This window comes from Acetobacter sp. P5B1 (genome assembly GCF_018811985.1).
GTDB classification, from domain to species: Bacteria; Pseudomonadota; Alphaproteobacteria; order Acetobacterales; family Acetobacteraceae; genus Acetobacter; species Acetobacter cerevisiae.
This window is the reverse complement of the sequence record NZ_JACRVS010000004.1, coordinates 1-13787: the sequence shown is the minus strand read 5'-3', so window position 1 is coordinate 13787 and position 13787 is coordinate 1. Positions and strand designations below refer to the sequence as shown.

At 58.8% G+C, this 13787-nt stretch carries 13 protein-coding genes; 3 read left to right on the top strand and 10 right to left on the bottom strand.

Annotation, left to right across the window (positions count from 1 at the left end):
* Window positions 1-86: 86 nt before the first annotated feature.
* The gene (locus KP703_RS03695; RefSeq protein WP_062141859.1) at window positions 87-758 is read left to right on the top strand and encodes an HAD family hydrolase; all 672 of its coding nucleotides are present in this window, start codon (window positions 87-89) and stop codon (window positions 756-758) included.
* 29 nt (window positions 759-787) lie between these two features.
* Here KP703_RS03695 and KP703_RS03690 read toward each other — a convergent pair whose 3' ends face one another.
* Genes KP703_RS03690 through KP703_RS03665 form a run of 6 tightly spaced genes read right to left on the bottom strand, consistent with a single transcriptional unit; the run spans window position 788 to window position 6670 of the window.
* Window positions 788-1873 (bottom strand): glycosyltransferase, encoded by a 1086-nt coding sequence (locus KP703_RS03690; protein WP_215753928.1) that lies wholly within the window; start codon window positions 1871-1873, stop codon window positions 788-790.
* 7 nt (window positions 1874-1880) lie between these two features.
* Window positions 1881-2669, bottom strand: a complete 789-nt coding sequence (locus KP703_RS03685; RefSeq protein ID WP_215753845.1) for a nucleotidyltransferase family protein — start codon at window positions 2667-2669, stop codon at window positions 1881-1883.
* On the bottom strand, window positions 2666-3469 hold the full coding sequence (locus KP703_RS03680) for a sterol desaturase family protein (RefSeq protein ID WP_062141856.1): 804 nt from the start codon (window positions 3467-3469) through the stop codon (window positions 2666-2668). The genes KP703_RS03685 and KP703_RS03680 overlap by 4 nt, the downstream gene beginning before the upstream one ends.
* A complete protein-coding gene (locus KP703_RS03675) occupies window positions 3466-4560 on the bottom strand; it encodes an LptF/LptG family permease (RefSeq protein ID WP_062141855.1) in 1095 nt (364 codons plus the stop codon). The genes KP703_RS03680 and KP703_RS03675 overlap by 4 nt, the downstream gene beginning before the upstream one ends.
* Window positions 4557-5774 carry an LptF/LptG family permease gene (locus KP703_RS03670; protein ID WP_062141854.1) on the bottom strand — a complete coding sequence of 406 codons (1218 nt, stop codon included), beginning with the start codon at window positions 5772-5774 and terminating at the stop codon, window positions 4557-4559. Before KP703_RS03670 ends, KP703_RS03675 begins: the two co-directional genes overlap by 4 nt.
* The gene (locus KP703_RS03665; RefSeq protein ID WP_252353819.1) at window positions 5771-6670 is read right to left on the bottom strand and encodes a metallophosphoesterase; all 900 of its coding nucleotides are present in this window, start codon (window positions 6668-6670) and stop codon (window positions 5771-5773) included. The genes KP703_RS03670 and KP703_RS03665 overlap by 4 nt, the downstream gene beginning before the upstream one ends.
* Before the next feature lie 129 nt (window positions 6671-6799).
* Between KP703_RS03665 and KP703_RS03660 the strand changes: the two genes are divergently transcribed.
* Together KP703_RS03660 and KP703_RS03655 are read left to right on the top strand one after the other, a co-directional pair.
* Window positions 6800-7777 (top strand): diacylglycerol kinase family protein, encoded by a 978-nt coding sequence (locus KP703_RS03660; protein ID WP_215753844.1) that lies wholly within the window; start codon window positions 6800-6802, stop codon window positions 7775-7777.
* A gap of 1 nt (window position 7778) precedes the next feature.
* A complete protein-coding gene (locus tag KP703_RS03655; RefSeq protein WP_252353818.1) occupies window positions 7779-8765 on the top strand; it encodes a hypothetical protein in 987 nt (328 codons plus the stop codon).
* Here KP703_RS03655 and spt read toward each other — a convergent pair.
* From spt to KP703_RS03635, 4 genes are read right to left on the bottom strand one after another with little or no spacing between them, the layout of a single operon-like run.
* Entirely contained in the window at window positions 8762-9970 is a 1209-nt protein-coding gene (spt, locus tag KP703_RS03650; RefSeq protein ID WP_062141852.1) for a serine palmitoyltransferase, read from the bottom strand. The genes KP703_RS03655 and spt overlap by 4 nt on opposite strands.
* A gap of 6 nt (window positions 9971-9976) precedes the next feature.
* Complete coding sequence (locus KP703_RS03645; RefSeq protein WP_025826965.1) at window positions 9977-10228, bottom strand: acyl carrier protein; 252 nt, start codon at window positions 10226-10228, stop codon at window positions 9977-9979.
* A 23-nt stretch (window positions 10229-10251) separates the two neighbouring features.
* Window positions 10252-12027, bottom strand: a complete 1776-nt coding sequence (locus tag KP703_RS03640; protein WP_062274485.1) for a fatty acyl-AMP ligase — start codon at window positions 12025-12027, stop codon at window positions 10252-10254.
* Window positions 12027-13157 (bottom strand): sensor domain-containing protein, encoded by a 1131-nt coding sequence (locus KP703_RS03635; RefSeq protein ID WP_215753843.1) that lies wholly within the window; start codon window positions 13155-13157, stop codon window positions 12027-12029. The genes KP703_RS03640 and KP703_RS03635 overlap by 1 nt, the downstream gene beginning before the upstream one ends.
* Window positions 13158-13787: the final 630 nt, after the last annotated feature.

The following is a 13787-nucleotide window of genomic DNA, read 5'->3' as shown; positions in this document are numbered from 1 at the left end:
CAAGGAAGTGTCAAACGTCTGGCCGGGGAAAGACGTTATATGTGTATCATAAAACTTTTCCAAAATTTACAGAAGGATAACAGCGTATGACGCAGTCAGGACTGGCCGTGTTTGATATGGACGGCACCTTGCTGGACTCCCTGCCGGACATTGCCGATTGCGTGCGGGAAATTCTGGCCTCGCATGGTCTGCCGCCCGTCTCGGATCCCGTTGTGCGCGGGATGATTGGCAATGGCGTTCAGGCGCTGGTGGAGAGCCTGATTCGCACGGCGGATCCACACGGGCAGATCGGGATCAATCCGGATCAGACCGTTCAGCAGTTTCTGGGTCTTTATATGCCTCGGGCAACGCGGCTGTCCTGCCTGTTTCCCGGCACGGAGGACGCGTTAGAGACGTTACGGGCGCAGGGCTGGCAGCTGGCGGTCTGTACCAACAAGCCCGAAGCCGCGGCACGGCATATTCTCGATCATTTTGGACTGACCTCTCTCTTTGCCAGCATAGGGGGCGGGGACAGCTTTCCTGTCAGAAAGCCCAATCCGGCGCACTTGCTGGGCACGATTGAGCAGGCCGGAGGGCACCCGGCCTCCACTGTGATGATTGGGGATATGATGCCGGATCTGCTGGCGGCAAAAGGCGCCAGCGCGCGATCCCTGTTTGCGGCGTGGGGGTATGGAAATCCGGCTTTTGCCAAAGAGGCAAACGGCAGTGCTGCGCGTATGGCGGATGTTCCGGAAAAAGCTGCGGCCTTGCTGGGGTAACGTGTCGCGCTCTGGCAGCGTCCGGCTTATCAGGTCGTCAGCGCTGCAAGTTTATGCAGGGCTGCCTCACCCGCATGGGTAAAGGCCTCTTCACTGAAGTGGGTCAGGACATAGTTACGTCCTGCCTGACCCATACCGGCCAGTTGTTCCGGCTGGGTGAGGGCTGTTGCGAGGGCTGTGGCCAGTGCGTCGGGGTCTTTAGGCGGCACGGTCCAGCCGGTCTCAGCATTACGGATGGAATGGGTGAGCTCTCCAACGGCGGAGGCAATCACCGGCAGGCCAGCCTGCATGGCCTCATGCGCCGCCATGCAGAATCCTTCCCAATGTGATGGCTGAAGATAGAGATGCTGGTCGGCCAGAAACTGGCCAGTATTCTCACAAAAGCCGGGTAGGGAGACATGCTCCTGTAGTCCGTTTTCCTGAATGAGGGCTTCCAGTGCCGGGCGCTCTTCTCCTTCTCCTGCGAGTGTCAGGTGAAAAGGAGGAATGCGCTGGGCCTGCTGAAGCCGGGCAAGGGCGAGGCAAAGCGTATCAAACCCTTTAACGGGATGCAGCCGCCCCAGAGAGCCAAGGCGCACTGGCTCTCCATGCTGCCATGGCCGGGATTGCGGCGCATTGGCCCGCGCATGGAAAATCGGCCAGCAGAGCAGGCGGTCCGCCGGGATATGGAGTTGCTGCCGGGTGATGTCCGTGACGTATTGCGAATCTCCCACCCACAGGCAGGAGGCATTCCGCCGCAGGCGTAGCAAAGTGCCGTTTGGGGGGCGCAGCCGGGCGGAGTGCTGCCAGCTGGCAACGGGAATACCCCGCATCTGGCCGACAATCTGCCCGAGCAGAGTCGCGCGGGTCAGGGACGTCCATAGATGAGTGGGTTGCCACAGCTCCATCTGGCGTTTTAGCCAGAGCAGGGCGGCAAGATGATCTTTCCGGCCACCGTCCCGAACCCGCACATCCAGCCCCGCGTCCTGCATGGGTTTGATGGCCCGGCCATCACGCCGCGTCAGCGCAAAGACAGCAACCTCGTGCCCGGCGTTGCGAAACACGCTGGTAATGGCAGGCACAGGAAAGGCCGCGCCGCCACCTTCTGTGGAATTGATAATGTAGGCAATCCGCATGGCAGGATCAGGCGTTCGCTGCGGCGTCGGCAGCAATCAGCTTTTCCGTCAGCTCCAGATCAGCCGGTTTATCGACATCAACGGCGGCTCGCCCATCTGAGAGCGGCACCAGTTCCGCCATCGTGCCGCTCAACGCGCCAATGCGCCTGCACAGGGCGGCGCGTGTCAGTTTCTTGCATACTGCGCGCAGAAGAATGCCGGGGCCAAGCAGCCAGGCAATCCGCAGCGGATGCTTCCGGTTTTTTTCAACACGCTGCCAAAGTGCTGCCACCTGTAGGGAGGCCGGGGTGCGGAACAGGAACAGGTTGCAGCCGGAAAATGCCATATCAGCCAGCCGGATAAAGGTGCGTCGCGTGCCGGGCACATCGCGCAGCACGACGGCTTCCGGTGCAACAGCAGCGGCAACATCCGTTTGCGGGCTGCATTTAGCCAGAAATTCACTAATCCATTCCGGACGCAGCAAGGCATTGTCCGCAGTCGTGACGAGGAGGGGGGTGCCCATCTGCGTCAACCCGGCCAGCACACTGGCACTGGGGCCATTCGGGCTGGAAGGAACAATCTCAATATCAGAGGGCAGCAAACCCTCCAGCACGGCCGGATTGTCGATACAAACGGCAATCCGCCCAATGCCCGGTGTGGCTTGCAAGGCGTGGATGACACGCAGCACCATAGGGGTGCCGGCTACAGGCAAAATGGCTTTGTGAGAAACGCCACAAGCCTGCGCCATGGGGTCCGGCGCGCCGGGGCGTGTGCCCGCCAGAATAAGGGCGGACAGCGCCCCATGAGTCGTGTTCATGCAGCGTGTCGGGTGTTGTCGCGCATCAGTTTGGCTTCCGGACGGGCACCGTCGGGCCGGTCACGCGGGGGAGACCCGGTCAGATCCATCACCCATGGGAAGCGCTTCGCTTCCTTCACGTCGTAGCCCAGATTGAACACCGTGGGGCTACGCGGGCGGGCCTTGGCGTCCAGATAGTAGCTGCCAAAGACGCGGTCGACCACAAAGCTGGTGATGCCGAAATTGCCGTCTTCATCATGGAAGTGGTGCAGCACGTGGCGCGCCTTCATCCGCTGGATCCACGCGGCACGCGGCTTGTAGTTCAGATGCTGGATGCAGTGAAAGAATTCATAGATGCAGGTAATGGCCACACCGGTGCCGAAGGCGGTGGCAGCAGCCCCCCATCCACCAATCAGATAACCGATGGGAAGGGTGATCACCCCAATGGTCGGCAGCGTGGTGACCGGTGCGCCAAACAGCACGTCCAGCAGATGCGGATCCTGATGGTGGTCAAAATGGATGCGCTTCCACAGGGCGGCCGTCCATTTCATCTTATAAAGCGTGCGCCCATGCAGGACGTAGCGATGCAGCAGATACCACACCACCGGGTAGACCAGAATAACCGCGACAATGGAAATCAGTGTCGGGCCCCATCCGGCAAAAAACCATGTAGCCAGGGCAGCACTGGCAATAACCAGTGCGAAATACAGCAGGATGGTCGGGTAAGTCAGATAGGCGACCCACAGCTGGCGGAGGTTCATCTTGCCAAGATCAAAACTCCGGCCTGTGCGGATTGTCGCATTATTCAGAGTACCGCTCATTTTGCCTCGTTCCTCAGGAGCGCCGTGGCCGCTCCCAGGGTGAAAATGATCAACCCGGGGATGGTCGCAACGGGGGGGGGCAGAAGTCCGGCATTGCCCATGGCCCGTAACAGCCCTTGCGCGATAATAAAGAGCAGACCGGCCCCCAGACACCAGACCGGGACCCAACTGCGTGTGCCTGTTCGGGGTGGAATATAGATTACCGGCATGGCAAGCAACAACAATACCATCATGGCCGCCGGGCGTAGAAAGCGTTCCAGCAGGCCCGCCTGCAGGAAGCCGGGGCTGGAATCGGAGGGCAGCCGCCCCCGCAACATGCCGATAATGGTGCCCGAAGACAGGGGCGGATTTTCAGCCGAAAGGCGGATAAAGTCCCACGGATGCAGGGTTGTCTGCCAGGCAGCGTCGGCCTCGACCGGCAGTCTGGCCGTTTTATTCCCATCGACTTCAATGCCTGTGATGGCATGCAGCTGCCAGCCATGCGCGTGGGTATAATCCGCACGTTCCGCATGCATGGCTTTATGCAGAAGGCCATTCGGTGTGCGTGTGTACAGATCAAGGCCGGAAAGCATGTTGCCGCCATCCGCAACATAGTGCACACGGCCTATCCGCCCACCTTCATGGAACCAGAAGGCGTGGCCATTTTCGGGGTGAGGGTCTGTGCGGTTCCACCATGCGGCCAGAGCCTGTTCGGAGCGGGGGGTAACCTGGTCGTCCAGCACCACGCCCATCACGCCAATAATCAGCGTGGCGGGAATGAGCCGCTTGTAGAGGCCCCACATGGAAAGCCCGGAGGCTTGCAGAATGGCCATCTCGCTGGCGAGGGTCATCTGCGTGAGCATGATCAGCGCACCAATCAGCACCCCAAGCGGGAGGGCTCCCGCCATTAGAAACGGCAGCCGCATCCCCGCATAGGTCAGAATACCGGAAACGCCCAGATGCCGCTGCAGAATGGGGGTGGTCTGTTCCAGCAGAGCCAGAATTTCCATCAGCCCCACCAGAATGGCGCAACTGAACATGACACGGCTGAACAGGACGCCAGACAGGTAGCGTAGGAGAACGTGGGTCGGAGCGGGAGACTGCGTTTTCAAGGCAGGGCCTTCTGGCTGTTTTTCGCCCCAGCGCGTCGTTTGCTCGTCCACCGGGCTTTGAGAGTCTGAAATGTGCCGGACTTATACAGAAGCAGCAGAGAACTCATCGCGACAAAGAAAAGGGCTGGCCCCCAGATAATCAGCAGAGAGGCTTTTTTTGTGGCAACCATGCTGTGCCCGAACTGGAGCATATGGTCGAACCCCACCATGATGATAAAGGCCAGTACCAACCCGGCACTGCTCCGCTGCCGCTTACGCATGATGGCTAGGGCGGCCGCCAGTGCCGGAATAAACGGGATGGTCAGGCTGCGCGCCAGCCGGAAATGCACTTCCGAGCGCATATGCGGGCGCGAGATCGACGGATCCTGATGGATCAGCCGGCTGACAAGCTCGGGAGAGGTCAGCTCGCGCTCATCCTCGCCGCGTTCACGGAAGGGGGTGATATGGTTCGCGCGGGTCAGCAGGCGTGTGGCATGGTCAAAGGTCGTAAGGGTCGGCACGCTCTTATGGTTGTCTGTCAGGATTGTGCCGTCTTCCAGATCAATTTCTACGGCGGAACTGTCTGATGCCAGCCGGATATGGCCGTGCCGGGCGGTAATATCGCGTTCCTGATTGTCAGACGTATCGCGGATAAACACGCCATGCAGATCGGACCCACCCTGTGTGACGTTATCCGCCACGATGGTCAGCGTGGGCGAGGGGCTGGCAAACATGTTGGATTGCAGCCTGGGCGCCCAGCCGGTGTGGCTGGCCATGTAGAACGTCGCCCGGAAGTCATACCGCGCATGCGGCTGCACAAAACCATACAGCAGGAAGGCGAGAAAGCTCAGTAACGCCCCCATCAGAATATAGGGCCGCGTAATGCGAACCAGAGAAATGCCACTGCTGGTAATGGCGTCAATTTCTTCATTCTGGCTCATGCGCCGGATAATGGAGAACACGCCTACGCAGAGTGCCGCCGGAATGGCCAGCCCCAGATAATGCGGCAGCAGAGTGGTCAGCAGCTCAACAAAAACGCCAAGATGGTTGTTGCCTGCGGCCAGCAGGTTGAACAGCACCAGCAGCCGCTCAAGCAGCAGGGCGGCCATCACGACTGAGAGGGCGACCAGAAAAGGCGGAATGACCTGCGCAATCAGATAGCGATCCAGAGTGCCTGGAGTGAAGAACGCTTGCAGTCGGCGCAACAGGGGCGGGTTCGGCATGGGGGGTGTCATAGCCGGATTGACGGGGAAAGGCGATGGGGCGTGAACACTCGCGTTAAACCATCGCGCATGATGCCATCCGTTCCAAGTTCCCGCCGCAGAACGGTTATTGACCAGTGTCCGGCCTGCGGATGGACAGCAATGGCGTTCCATCCGGCTGCGGTGGCCGGGCTGTCCGCACTATGCGAGGCGGACGTCGTGCCGACAACTGGAATATCCGTGTGTGGAATGCAGGCGAGAGTCGCGCGGTGCGAGTGGCCATGCAGCACCAGCTCGGCCCCGGCCTCGCGCAGAATGGACTGGAACAGTGCCAGATCATCCAGCCCCTTCCGGCGGCTGACCAGCTTTGCCACGGGCGGGTGATGGATCAGCACGACCCGGCACAGTCCCTCTTGCCCGGTTTTGTGAAGGACGGCACGGAGGCGCTCAGCCTGCGCGGCTCCCATTTTGCCCGAGGCCAAAAATGGACGCGTTGGCACGGCAGTGTTCACCCCAATCAGGGCGATATGGTCTTTCACAAGCAGGGACGGGAAAGAGGCATCCGTTTTCAGCCACTCTCCCCACAGGGCCGCTTTCCCGGTGGCATTCTGGCGGATCAGCGCATCATGATTCCCCGGCACCAGCAGGGTAGGCGGCAAAGCCTGCTCTTCCAGCCAGCGGCGGGCACGGCGAAATTCCGAGCGGAGGCCAAGGTTGGTCAGATCGCCTGTCAACGCCACCAATTTGGGTTGAAAGTGCCGGATATCGTCCATCACCCGTGCCAGCGGGGCGGCTTTATGCAGATGGCGACGTTTTAATGTCCAGGACAGCAGGCTGAGGATACGCTTGAAGCGAATTTCATCCAGAGCCGGGAATTCCGCCAGCGGAAGATGGGGGTCGGACAGGTGCGCAATCTGAAAAGAAGGCAAAAAAGAAGGTCTCCGGCGCAGGGGGCCTGACAGGACAGTATGTGACAAGCGGGCGGACTCTAATTATACCACCGCGACAAGCCGGAGCAAAAGCGCTGGCACCGTATCTGCAAAAGCAAGAGTTTCCGAGTGCCCGATCGTTTCGCCTTGATTCACAATTCCCGCAGCCGACGCAATCTCAAGGCGGATAGTCGTTATCTGGACTGCGCGCGCCGCACTCTGGGGCCGCTGTTTTTCTCGCCAGACTCCCAGACCGAACTGCATGACGTCATAGAAGACATGGCACGGCAGGACGTGCGGTGTCTGGTAGTGGACGGAGGGGACGGCACAGTCGGTAACGTGCTGAGCGCGCTGTATGTCTCTTCTTACCCTAAAGACAGACTGCCGATGATCGCCGTTCTGCCATCTGGCAATACGAATCTGATAGCCGCCGATGTCGGGTTTGGCCTGCGGGGTGAGGAAGCCTTGCAACGACTTCAGGACAGAGCCCGCTCAGACCGTCTGGTGTCAGACGTCAAGCAGCGTCAGCCTCTGGTTGTCTCCTGGCCGGGGCAGGACCGTGCGCCTGTTCTGGGCTTTTTCGGTGGTCTGGGTGCGTTTACGCGTGGAATCGAAATTGCCCATTCGCCCGCCATCCTGAAAAATTATGCGCATGACACTGCTGTGCTGATTACGCTGGCGGAAACCCTGCGGCAGATTATCACGCCGCGCCTGCGGCAAAGCTGGCTGGATGGGACGCCGGTCGGACTTGGTCTGAACGGAGGCGAGCTGGAAGCCCACAACCGTTTCCTGTTCCTGTGCACGGGGCTGCATTGTCTGCCGCATGGCATCTGGCCGTTCTGGCGTGAGGGTGGAGCGGACGAAGGCATCAGCTATCTGGATGTGGCCGCAAATCCCAAAAAACTGATGCGGGCCATCTGGAGCCTGTTGCGTGGGCGTAGCCCCGCATGGCTACGGGCGGACCCAACCTATTCAAGCGGTTCTGCCCGGCAGCTTCTGCTCAACACGGAGCAGTCATTCGTGCTGGATGGTGAGGTTCTGGAAACGGGACCGGCGCAAGGTCTGGAAATTTCCGCAGGACCGATTCTTTCTTTCCTACAGGCATGACATGGTAAAACAGCAGCCAACTGAACTGCATACCGTCACGACACAGGTCAAAGCCGCCCGTTTTCTGGATGACCAGATCCGGCAGGAACTGACAACACGCGTCAGCCCTGCGGTGCTGGATTTTGTGGAACAGATGGTCGGCACAGCCGAACCACTGGGCGTGCTGTTCTACGGTTCTGGTCTGCGGGGTGGCATTCAGACGGACACGCTGCTCGATTTTTACGTGATCGTGCGTAAGCAATCGGATTGGCCACGCAGCCGGCTGGCCTGTCTGGCCAACGCGCTCCTGCCGCCCAATGTTGAATATCACGAGTTGACTGTTGAGGGGCAGCCTCTGCGTGCCAAAGTCGCCATCCTGACGCTTGCCCAGTTCCGCAGGCTAACCGGGTTTAGTGCGTTGGATACGACGGTCTGGGCGCGTTTTTCTCAACCCGTGCGGCTTGTCTGGCAGCGGGATGCTGCCGCAGCCCAGACATTACGCCGCTGCGTGATGCGCGCCACCCTGACGGCGGCTCGCTGGACAGCCTTCCTCGGTCCGGAAAAAGGCAGCCGGAACGATTTCTGGAATGCCCTCTATCGCCAGACCTACCAGACAGAGCTTCGGGTAGAAAAAGCAGGCCGTGGGGCCGGGATCGTCGCCAGCTATCAGGACCGCTACAGGGATCTGCTGCTGCCATGCTGGCAGGTGGCGGGACTGCCTTACGAAGTGGTGGGAGAAGAGGTCAGACCGCTGATCTCACCCACCCAGAAATTCCGGGAAGAGCAGGCATGGCAGGTCCGGCGCCGCATAGGGCGTCCGTTGAATATCCTGCGCCTGATGAAGGCAGCTTATACATTTACCGGAGGGGCACGCTACGCGGCGTGGAAAATCGAACGGCATAGCGGGATCAAGGTGCCGCTGACACCTTTTGCTGAAAAGCACCCCTTGCTGGCCGCACCGCCGTTACTCTGGCGGCTCTGGCGCAAGGGGGCTTTCAAACGCTCTTAGGCGGCTGCTGGCAGAGCGTTAGCGTCCAGAGCAGCCTGCTTGAAGATCGCAATCGCTTTGTCGATCTGCTCAGCAGTGTGTGTCGCCATCACAGAGCAACGCAGCAGCGGACGAGAGTCCGGCGTTGCGGGCGGCAAGCTGAGGTTGACGTAAACCCCGAGGTCAAGCAGACGGTTCCACATCACAATGGCCTGCCCGATTTCTTCCAGAGTGACGGCAATCACGGGGCTGACCTGCTTGCTGGCATTCAGGCCAAGGCCATGGAACCCGGCATGCAGACGGGCAGCATTGTCCATCAGCTGCGTGCGCAGCTCCGGATGTTCCGCCATGTCTTCCAAAGCGGCCATGGTGGCGGCAATGACTTCCGGCGGCAGAGACGCTGTGAACATGTAAGGACGGCAGTTCAGCCGCACCAGTTCCAGTTCCGGATGGTCGGATACACAGTAGCCACCAACCGTACCAAGGCTCTTGGAGAAGGTGCCGACAATAAAATCCACATCCGCTTCCACGCCAGCCTGTTCAGCAATGCCGCGGCCATGTTCGCCCATCACACCAAAGGAGTGGGCTTCATCAACCAGCAGATAGGCACCGGTTTCACGCTTGACGGCGACCATCTCGGCAATCGGCGGAACATTGCCGGTCATGGAATAAATGCCTTCCACAACAATCAGCTTTGCTCCGGGGGTGCCATCCAGACGCTTCAGGCGCTTGTAAAGGTCATCCGCATCGTTATGGCGGAAACGGATCACCTGTGCAGGGCTCAGGCGGCTGCCATCATAAATGCTGGCATGGCTATCCGCATCCAGAATCAGATAATCGTCTTTTCCCGCCAGTGTGGAAATCATGCCCAGATTGGCCTGATATCCGGTGGAGAACACCATGGCGTCGCGGCGACCAAAATAATCGGCAATGCGGCGCTCAAGCTGCCGGTGGAGAGACTGCGTGCCGTTGGCAATGCGGGAGCCGGTTGTGCCGACGCCGCAGGTTGCCGCAGCTTCCTGAGCCGCTTTGATCGCGCGGGGGGACTGGCTCAGGCCCAGATAGTTGTTGGTGCCAAAAAGCAGCGTCTCGCGGCCTTCAATGATACCAACCGTGGAAGAAACAGGCTTTTCGATCACCACAGAGAACGGGTTACGTCCGCCAGCTTCCACCAGGGAGCCGAGAGCTCCTGCAATGCCGTCAAATTTGGAAAAAATAGACGTCATGCGTGTTCAGCCTTTGTTTTTCAGATCAACAACGCAGGCAGCAAGGTCATTGATGGTCCGGATATCAGCCAGTTTGTCGAGGGGAACGGAGACATCCATGCTGTCTTCCACTTCCATGACAAAATTCATGACTGCCAGAGAATCAAAGGCCAGATCGTCCATGATCTTACAGTTGCCGTCGATATCACGCGGCACTTTCGGATTGGCGAGAAGCTTCTGGATGATCAGCGCAGACACGCTTTCAACGGTTTCGCTCATTTTAAAATCCTTATTTTCCCGCCTCAGCAGGCAGAGGCTGCTTCAGGCTGCGGTTCAAACATGCCGGTCTGGAACATCTTGCGGGCTTTGGCGCGTGTCAGTTTGCCGGAGGACGTCTGCGGCAGAGCATGTGGCGGCACCAGAACCACAGACACATCCACGCCATGCAGGCGGCGGAAGAGGCTGGCAGCCTCTGCGCGCAGGGCTTCACGCGCTTCCGGGGAGGTCACGCGGCACTGGATGAGGGCCACAATTTCCTCATGCTCTCCTTTTTCCATGGAGAACACGGCCACATCGCGGCTGCGCAGGGCAGGGATATGGCTTTCAGCAGACCATTCCAGATCCTGCGGCCAGATATTCCGGCCATTAATGATAATCAGATCCTTGGCGCGGCCGGTCACGACAATCTGGCCGTTCAGCATGTAACCAAGGTCCCCCGTATTCAGCCAGCCGTCCTCATCCAGCACTTGGGCTGTGTCGGCAGGCTTGCGGAAGTAACCGTTCATCAGGCTCGGGCCACGCACAAAAATGGTGCCGGTCTGACGGTCACCCAGCACATGCCCTTCCGGGTCCCGCACTTCCAGCTCGTGGCCGGGCAGAACCTTGCCGCAGACCACAAAGGTTCTGGTCGGGGTGGAAGGATCCGTTGCCGCACGGGCAATACCGTCATTTTCCAGTGCCGGGAGATCAATCGTATCGGTCTCAATCCCGGTATTCAGCGGCACAAAGCTGATGGCAAGCGTGGCTTCTGCCATACCGTAACTGGCGACAAAGGCTTTCGCGTTGAAGCCAACCGCTTCAAACCGCTCGGCAAATTCTTTCAGAATGTGCGGACGGATCATATCGCCGCCAATCCCGGCAACGCGCCAGCAGGACAGATCCAGCTCAGCAGAGGCGGGACGGCGCGCGCAGAGCTCGTAACCGAAAGACGGGCTGTAGGCGATGGTCCCACGGTTGCGGCTAATCAGGTCCAGCCAGACATGCGGACGTCGTGCAAATTCGCGCGTCGGAAGCAGATCAACCGTCAGCTGGCATGTCATGGGGGTCAGGAAGAAGCCGACCAATCCCATGTCATGATAAAGCGGCAGCCAGGACACACAGCGGTCGCCTGTTTCTCTTACGCACAGGCCATCATGCGCAATGGCGGCCACATTGGCCATGCCGGAACGCTGGCTGACACACACACCCATGGGGGAGCGAGTGCTGCCTGAGGAGAACTGAAGATAAGACAAGGCTTCCGGGTGAATGTTCGGCAGCGCCATGTCCGGCACAGGCCGTTCCATCAGTTCAGCGGGGGAGCCTGCAAAGGCCAGTCCCATGCCGCTGACGATATCGTCGGTCCAGCCTTCAATAATCTGCGGGATAATTACCGCACTGGCCCCGGCGCTGGTAATCATACCGCGCAGCGTGGTCAGATAGGTTTCTTTCCCGGCAAACGCGACGGGCAGGGGGAGGGGAGCCGCCACCAGACCAGCATACTGGCAGCCAAAGAAAATGCGGGCGAAATCGCCATCGCTTTCGGCGACAATCGCAACCCGGTCACCCGGCTGGAGGCCCATTCCCAAAAGGCGCAGGCCGGTTTCAATCGCCTGCTCACGCAGTTTGCGATACGGCAGAGCTTCCAGCAGAACGCCTCGGCCGGAATAGATATTAAAGCCAGCTTCACCCTGCGCAGCGTAATCAAGCGCTTCGGGGAATGTTGCAAAATCTCCATAACGGCGCTGCTGACCAGAACCGGTGGGAACCGGCTGCAGGGCCTCTTCGTTAGAAGGTGAAGATGCAGGATTTATAACGTTCATCAGCTGGCCATTCGAAGAAAATCAACAATAGCGTCGGCCCCTACCGGCGCGGTTGGTTCGTCTCCCGTGAGATCGAACGTGTCGCGTATATAGTCTTTTTGGAGATTTACGAAAGCATCATGTGAAGAAAATGCGCCTTCAATGTCCTCAGAGAAGGTTTCCAGCTGGTTCAGGACGGGCCCAAGAGTCCAGAAGCGGTAGTTCTCATCACCCTGCCAGGCAACGTCGTGCGCATTCAGGAAAACGCAGGGGCGGGGATGGATAAGGAATTCGGCAATCTGGGAACTGGCATCCCCCAGATACAGGTCAGCCGCAGAGGTATAGGTCATATCAATGCTGCGGGTGCTGCCCGTATCCACAATCATATGAGAGTGGCCGCCAAAAGCCCGCTTGAGCTGCGCTGCCTCTGCCCGGCGATTGTCGAACAGCCGATAATGCGGGGCAAAAATGAGGTTGTAACGATCCTGATTGGCAAAATGGCTGAGAATGTTCAGTCCCATTTTGGGCCAGGAGGACAGGCGCGCATTGAAGTGCGGATTATAAAGAATGGTCGGACGGTTGTTGTTAAACAGGCGGGAGCTCGTGCTACGCATCCGGCGCACCATGTCAAACTTGGCATAAACGCCAGTATGATAGTGGCCGGGGCGGATGGCCCCCTGAGCAAGAAGCCGCTGTTCGACCTTTTTGCCAGCCATAAGAACATAGTCGAAGTTCTTGACGTCTCGGGCAAAGCCAATGGCCCGATCACCCGCCCCATGACGGGTCCAGATCAGGCGGGGCTGGCGCACACCAAGCTTCCTTAAATAGAGCGATGTGCGTTCGGGCACGACGATGCCCTGAAACGTAGAGAAATATTTCTTGTTGAAGAAAAGGCTCGCAAACCGGGAAAAAACGGTGTGCCCATGGCGTTCAACACGCTCGCGGATCAGGTTCGGGAGGTGCAAAAGTTCGAAGCTCGCTCTCGATTCCGGATAATAGGACGCAAGGGATTGCGCATAATCCAGATGGGCTTGCGTGGCGCAGGCAATATGGACTTCTGTTTCAGGGTGTCTGCTAGCGATTTCCATTGCAATCGGCAGAGAATGCAAGGTTTGGTGCGGCTGTGCGATATAAGGGAAAAGAACGCGCATCAGTGAAATAACACCTCTTGTATTGAGGCATGATCCGTCATTTCTGCTTGCGTCATCGGGTGCCTCATCAACCTGTTTCTGTGCAGCAGTGTAACCTGCACACATGCACAAATCGTGGCACGCTCCATATAGTCAAGGTCGCCTCAAGCGGGGCAGGGACGAGGCGGCGCGTTTTTCGTGAACAGTCGTGAGCACGGAGAGGGGCGCGGCATAGAACGGTCTCTCTTATATAAGAGGAAGAGCGGAGCCCTGTTGGCTTCCATGATTCCTAAGCCTTCTTGGGGCCCAAAAGTGGGGTTTCAGCTGATTGGGGAGCCCCCAAGCCGTTAATGTTGCTGCTATCCCGTTGAAAACTGGCGGCAAACTGGGGTTTTGGTGTGGTCTAAAAATTAAGACGCACTTTTTTGAAGTTTTTATGTTGGATGGTGTTGACGGGTAGGGGTCGATCGCTTAGAAACCGCTTCACCGGACGAGATCACGGTTGGCAGCTTCCTCTGGATCTGCTAGATTGCTTGGCTCGGTTCGGTTAGGTCTTTGACAAGAGAATACGAAGAGAGGGATATGCTGACGGCGTATCTTTTTGATCTGACGGCCTTTTTGGTTGTTAGGTTAAGGGGATCTGACTGAATT

Bases quoted from the DNA above. Each gene is read 5' to 3' on its own strand.
- KP703_RS03645 (WP_025826965.1), bottom strand. From the start codon at position 10,228: ATGAGCGAAACCGTTGAAAGCGTGTCTGCGCTGATCATCCAGAAGCTT.
- spt (WP_062141852.1), bottom strand. From the start codon at position 9,970: ATGACGTCTATTTTTTCCAAATTTGACGGCATTGCAGGAGCTCTCGGC.
- KP703_RS03635 (WP_215753843.1), bottom strand. From the start codon at position 13,157: ATGCGCGTTCTTTTCCCTTATATCGCACAGCCGCACCAAACCTTGCAT.
- KP703_RS03690 (WP_215753928.1), bottom strand. From the start codon at position 1,873: ATGCGGATTGCCTACATTATCAATTCCACAGAAGGTGGCGGCGCGGCC.
- KP703_RS03640 (WP_062274485.1), bottom strand. From the start codon at position 12,027: ATGAACGTTATAAATCCTGCATCTTCACCTTCTAACGAAGAGGCCCTG.
- KP703_RS03685 (WP_215753845.1), bottom strand. From the start codon at position 2,669: ATGAACACGACTCATGGGGCGCTGTCCGCCCTTATTCTGGCGGGCACA.
- KP703_RS03670 (WP_062141854.1), bottom strand. From the start codon at position 5,774: ATGACACCCCCCATGCCGAACCCGCCCCTGTTGCGCCGACTGCAAGCG.
- KP703_RS03695 (WP_062141859.1), top strand. From the start codon at position 87: ATGACGCAGTCAGGACTGGCCGTGTTTGATATGGACGGCACCTTGCTG.
- KP703_RS03680 (WP_062141856.1), bottom strand. From the start codon at position 3,469: ATGAGCGGTACTCTGAATAATGCGACAATCCGCACAGGCCGGAGTTTT.
- KP703_RS03655 (WP_252353818.1), top strand. From the start codon at position 7,779: ATGGTAAAACAGCAGCCAACTGAACTGCATACCGTCACGACACAGGTC.